The 4,766-nt window shown below is 46.2% G+C and carries 4 protein-coding genes; 3 read left to right on the top strand and 1 reads right to left on the bottom strand.

What is annotated here, in order from left to right:
* On the top strand, window positions 1–456 hold a 456-nt coding region (locus A3849_RS30880; RefSeq protein ID WP_178382861.1), incomplete at its 5' end, for a transposase.
* 109 nt (window positions 457–565) lie between these two features.
* Here A3849_RS30880 and A3849_RS30885 read toward each other — a convergent pair.
* The gene (locus A3849_RS30885) at window positions 566–1,444 is read right to left on the bottom strand and encodes a glycosyltransferase family 2 protein (protein WP_074114889.1); all 879 of its coding nucleotides are present in this window, start codon (window positions 1,442–1,444) and stop codon (window positions 566–568) included.
* Between the two features lie 160 nt (window positions 1,445–1,604).
* Here A3849_RS30885 and A3849_RS30890 point away from each other — a divergent pair, with 160 nt between their 5' ends.
* Both A3849_RS30890 and htpG read left to right on the top strand, forming a co-directional pair.
* On the top strand, window positions 1,605–2,234 hold the full coding sequence (locus A3849_RS30890; RefSeq protein WP_074114890.1) for a DUF1796 family putative cysteine peptidase: 630 nt from the start codon (window positions 1,605–1,607) through the stop codon (window positions 2,232–2,234).
* Window positions 2,235–2,371: 137 nt separating this feature from the next.
* Entirely contained in the window at window positions 2,372–4,252 is a 1,881-nt protein-coding gene (htpG, locus tag A3849_RS30895; protein ID WP_074114891.1) for a molecular chaperone HtpG, read from the top strand.
* Window positions 4,253–4,766 lie beyond the last annotated feature (514 nt).

Below are 4,766 nucleotides of genomic sequence, written 5' to 3' on the forward strand. Positions count from 1 at the left end.
ATCGAGAACTGGACATACAATGCAGCTGAGGATAACTGGACGTGCCTCGCCGGGAAAATGCTGCATTTCCGCAGAGAAAGCAAGGAAGTCTCACAGAGTGGATATGAAATTTACAAACGTCATTACCGAAGTCAGAGCTGCGAGGGCTGTCCGCTGAAGGAACGCTGCACGAAGGCAGCCGGAGATCGGGAAGTGGTTGTTAGTTTGGAACGACTGCGTTACCAAAAGCAGGCTCGGGAGATCTTGCGAAGTGAGGAAGGTTACGGACTGGCCGTACGCCGAATGACGGAACCGGAAAGTGTATTTGGACAACTGAAAAATAACCGGGGCTTCCGGCGCTTTCTGCTTCGCGGCATGGAAAAAGTGACGCTTGAGGTCGGTTGGCTTTGCCTTGCCCACAATCTCTTGAAGCAAGCTGCAAATGACCAAAAACAAAGAGCAACATTTCTCCAGTGACGGGAGAATCGTTGCTCTTTTGACCTTTTTACGGTTTTGAAAATGAGAAGGGTTTGTCTCTACTCGTAGAAAACTACTTTTGGGACAGCCCCTTTTTGTCTTCTCTGGCTTAATATCTGGATAGACTGAAACACTGCGATAATACTGAATTTAGGGTTTCGTGATCATATTTTTGCCTGCGTAAATTGCCTTCCAAAATCTTGTGAGCCCATGCCAAGCATGTATAGTAATGAGCAGGTTCATGCACCCGTATTCTAAAATTGCAAAAATCCAAGTGAGTCTGGTACTCCTCAGCGGTAGGTTCAATGTCGAGCAGACGTAATTGATCTCTGCGGATGCGTTCTGATTGTATGACTTGCGCTTGTTGGAAATTATTGGAAATTTGATTGGAATGTTGTCTGTACATAAGCAACACTTCAGGGAGATTAACCACCTGTGTAACTGCCGATAATCGGTTCCATATTTCGTAATCTTCAGCATGAACATAGTTCAAATACTTGATCCCATGGTCCTCTAGTACGGATTTGCGGATCATCACCGTTGGATGCACAATCGTACATTGGAATAACTGCCAGCATCTGATCTCCTCATGATGTAACGGTTTCGTGGTAATAGCATCTAAACCTAACAAATAAACCTGAGAGCCGCAAACGCCGCAGTCCTGATGGATGTCCATGTAATTCACTTGGCGTTCAAAGCGGTGAGGCAAAGCGATATCATCTCCATCCATACGGGCAATATACTCCCCTGTACATAAATCGATGCCTTGATTTAACGTCTCGATTAATCCAATATTGCTTGAATGTGTAATCAATTTAATTCTACGGTCATCAAATTTTCTAATAATATCTAAGGTCCCATCCGTAGATCCGTCATCCATAATTAGTAATTCGAAATCAGTATACGTTTGAGTTAAAATACTGCAAATAGATTCTTCAATATAGGGGGCCATATTAAAAACTGGCATAAGAACGGATATTTTGGTCACTATCTACACCGCCCATCTTCTTTTCTAAAATTATTGTATGTGAGATTTGGGGTGCATGACCTGCATATCTGACTAATTCGCCTGAATATAGGCCGGACAGTCCAAACCCTTTTCTCTGTGAGTAATTAAATATAGTAAATGATGCAGGAGGGGATTGGATATGAACTTATATCAGATCAAAGGTTCTTACGATGTCATCTTTAGTTTAGGGGCGAATTGCTTACCTGCGGATCAATTATCACGTCATATGCTCAGGAAGATCGGAGGCGTTCTGGACTGGGTGGAGTCACCTGCATTGTCAGGGGTAAGCCATCTTTTAAGGAACCGGTTTATGAATTATATGGAGTTCCCAAATCTGGCGATTACGGGTATCAATGACAAGGCTGGGTGTTATATTGTGCGGGATGCTGCATACTATATCTTCTCTCACCATGACTTTCCGCTGAATCAGAATACACCCGTTCAACTTGTGACCTACCCGGAGCTTAGAGAGAAAGTTAGCCGGCGTGTGCCACGGTTTCTGGATACCCTTAAGAATGCTAACCGAATTTTATTTATCCGTACTGAAGGAACTATACATGAAACGGCGGAACTGCTGGATGTTCTACAACAGTTGGTCCCCGGTGAATTCAACTTGCTAGTGATTAATCATGCTCCGGTAGGCCGTATGGTTGAAACTCCATGGCCTTTTCAGAATGTGTGCGCCTTGCAAATCCCGAAAGTGCCAGATGAGTTTCACGATAATGATGAACTCTGGAAACATATATTGGACGGATTCTCGGTCCGCTAGCTAAGTATTTACAGCAATATATTGACATCAAAAACGGGAATATGGTATATAAAAGGAAGTGTTAGCACTCCTCGCAATGGAGTGCTAATCATCCGGACACTATATGAGGTTATTTTTGAAAGGAGATTTACTTATTCATGGCTAAAAAAGAGTTTAAAGCTGAATCCAAAAGATTGCTGGAAATGATGATTAACTCCATCTATACGCAGCGTGAGATTTTTCTGCGGGAACTGATTTCGAATGCAAGCGATGCCATTGACAAAATCTATTACAAAGCATTGGCCGACGAAGGTCTGGTGTTCAATAAAGAGGATTATTACATTAAAGTGACTGCGGACAAGGAGAGCCGTACACTAACGATCTCCGATACAGGCATCGGGATGACCCAGGAAGAGCTGGAGAACAACCTGGGGATTATCGCGAATAGCGGGTCGTTTGCTTTTAAGAAGGATAATGAAGCAAAGGACGGCCACAACATCATCGGACAGTTCGGGGTTGGCTTCTATTCCGCTTTTATGGTGGCAGACGATGTGACTGTAATCAGTAAGGCGCTGGGCAGCGAGCAGGCCTTCAAGTGGGAGTCCCAGGGAGCTGACGGTTATACCATTGAGCCTGCGGAGAAGGACTCGGTAGGAACCGAAATTACACTCAAGATCAAAGCGAATACAGAGGAAGACAATTACGACGAGTTCCTGGAAGAATACCGTCTGAAATCGATCATCAAGAAATATTCTGACTTCATCCGTTTCCCGATTAAGATGGACATCACCGGCAGCAAGCCGAAGGAAGGCAGCGAAGGGGAGTTCGAGGAAACGAAGGAAGAGCAAACCGTCAACAGCATGGTGCCGATCTGGCGCAAGAACAAAAATGAGCTGACTGACGAGGATTACAATAACTTTTACACAGAGAAACGCTACGGCTTCGACAAGCCGCTCAAGCATATCCACATCAGTGCCGACGGCGCGGTGGTCTATAATGCTATCCTGTTCATTCCGGAGAACACACCGTTCGACTATTACACCAAGGAATATGAAAAAGGCCTGGAGCTCTATTCCAACGGCGTGCTGATCATGAACAAATGTGCAGATTTGCTGCCGGATTATTTCAGCTTCGTCAAAGGGATGGTAGATTCCGAGGATCTGTCACTGAACATCTCCCGCGAGATGCTGCAGCATGACCGTCAGCTGACGCTGATTGCCAAGAACATTAAGAGCAAGATCAAGAGCCAGCTTCTGAGCCTGCTGAAGGATGAGAGAGAGCAATATGAGAAGTTCTACACTTCGTTTGGCAGACAGCTGAAGTTCGGGGTCTACAATGACTATGGTATGGAAAAAGAAACCCTACAGGATCTGCTGATGTTCTACTCTTCCAAAGAGAAGAAACAGGTTACACTGGCCGAATATGTGGAAAGAATGCCTGAAGACCAGAAGTATATCTACTATGCTTCCGGGGAATCGGTGGAACGGATCGAGAAGCTGCCGCAGACTGAAATGGTATCGGACAAGGGTTACGAAATCCTCTACTTCACTGACGATATCGATGAATTCGCGATCAAGATGATCATGTCCTATAAGGAAAAGGAATTCAAAAACGTATCCAGCGGCGACTTGGGTATCGAAGAGAATGCAGAGGACAAGCCATCCGAAGCAGAAGAGAATGAGAACAAGGAACTGTTCGAAGCAATGCAGGGCATTCTGTCCGGCAAAGTGAAGGCAGTTAAAGCGTCCAAGCGGCTGAAGTCCCATCCGGTCTGCCTGTCCACAGAGGGCGAGCTCACGATTGAGATGGAGAAAATCCTCAAAGCCATGCCGAACGGCCAGGAAGTACAGGCGGATAAGGTGCTGGAGATCAATATTCATCATGATGTCTTCAAATCCCTGAAAGCTGCTGCAGAAGGAGACAAGGAGAAGCTGGGCCTGTACACGAATCTGCTATACAACCAGGCGCTGCTGATCGAAGGCCTCCAAGTGAACGATCCTGTACAGTTCACCAACGATATTTGCAAAATCATGGTATAATCTGCAGCGGCTCCGCCCTGCCATATAAAATTCAACCCGCTTCCGGTCTGACCGGAGCGGGTTTTTGCGTGCGCCTCACAGTCGCACCATCTAGGTGGTTCAAATCCACCCGGTGACTTTACCCTTTAAAGTGCCGTAGCCGAAGCAGACTTCCGGCAACCGGAGGTTGCCGGAAGGGCAGGGTGTCTTCCGTAAGGAAGAATCCGAAGGGCCTACAGGCAAAGTCCAGCCCGGAATGCAGTGAACCAGAGGTGGCGGCGATGCTGGGTGACCCGCCGTAAAAACGGGGAAACCTATACGAAATCGTATATCTTACAGGAAAACACACAAAGGGAAATGACCTGCAAGACTCATCGACGTGATTAGGGTCAGGATGGATGGAACAGAAGGTGCAGATAACTGAGGGAAGTCTCATAGTCTCCTTGACGCAAACGCGAACAAGGTAGGGGCGGTATAACCGAAAGGGAAAACCAAGCCGAAGGGTTGAGAGATGGCGGATCGTTCCGTAGTAGTG

The organism is Paenibacillus sp. P46E (genome assembly GCF_001909095.1).
In the GTDB taxonomy this organism is placed as follows: Bacteria; Bacillota; Bacilli; order Paenibacillales; family Paenibacillaceae; genus Paenibacillus_AQ; species Paenibacillus_AQ helianthi.

Coding starts and splice junctions, on each gene's coding strand:
- A3849_RS30890 (WP_074114890.1), top strand. CDS start 1,605: ATGAACTTATATCAGATCAAAGGTTCTTACGATGTCATCTTTAGTTTA.
- htpG (WP_074114891.1), top strand. CDS start 2,372: ATGGCTAAAAAAGAGTTTAAAGCTGAATCCAAAAGATTGCTGGAAATG.